General features: G+C 59.2%; 1 protein-coding gene. It reads right to left on the bottom strand.

What is annotated here, in order from left to right:
• On the bottom strand, positions 1-262 hold a 262-nt coding region (locus AAEZ08_RS23055), incomplete at both ends, for a hypothetical protein (RefSeq protein WP_500125198.1).

Raw genomic sequence — 262 nt, 5'->3', positions numbered from 1 at the left:
GTGATGCTGTAGCTGATATCGCCGTTCACGTCATCCAGGTCGCTGGTCGTGAAGGTCGCAACCACGGTGTCGGTGCTCACGGACTGTTCGGTCACCGTGTTGCCTGAAGCCGTGTCGAACGTCGGCGCATTGTCGTTCACACGATCGATGCTCACCGTCACTTCGTCGCTTTCTGTCGCGTTGCCCGCTCCATCTGTCGCCGTCACTTTCAGCGTCAGGCTGGTTAGGTCTGTACCCGCATCGCTGTTGATCGCGTCCACAC

The sequence above is a fragment of the Pseudomonas sp. E45-MNA-CIBAN-0222 genome (assembly GCF_040310405.1).
In the GTDB taxonomy this organism is placed as follows: domain Bacteria; phylum Pseudomonadota; class Gammaproteobacteria; order Pseudomonadales; family Pseudomonadaceae; genus Stutzerimonas; species Stutzerimonas stutzeri_AC.
This window is presented reverse-complemented; position numbering and strand designations above follow the sequence as displayed.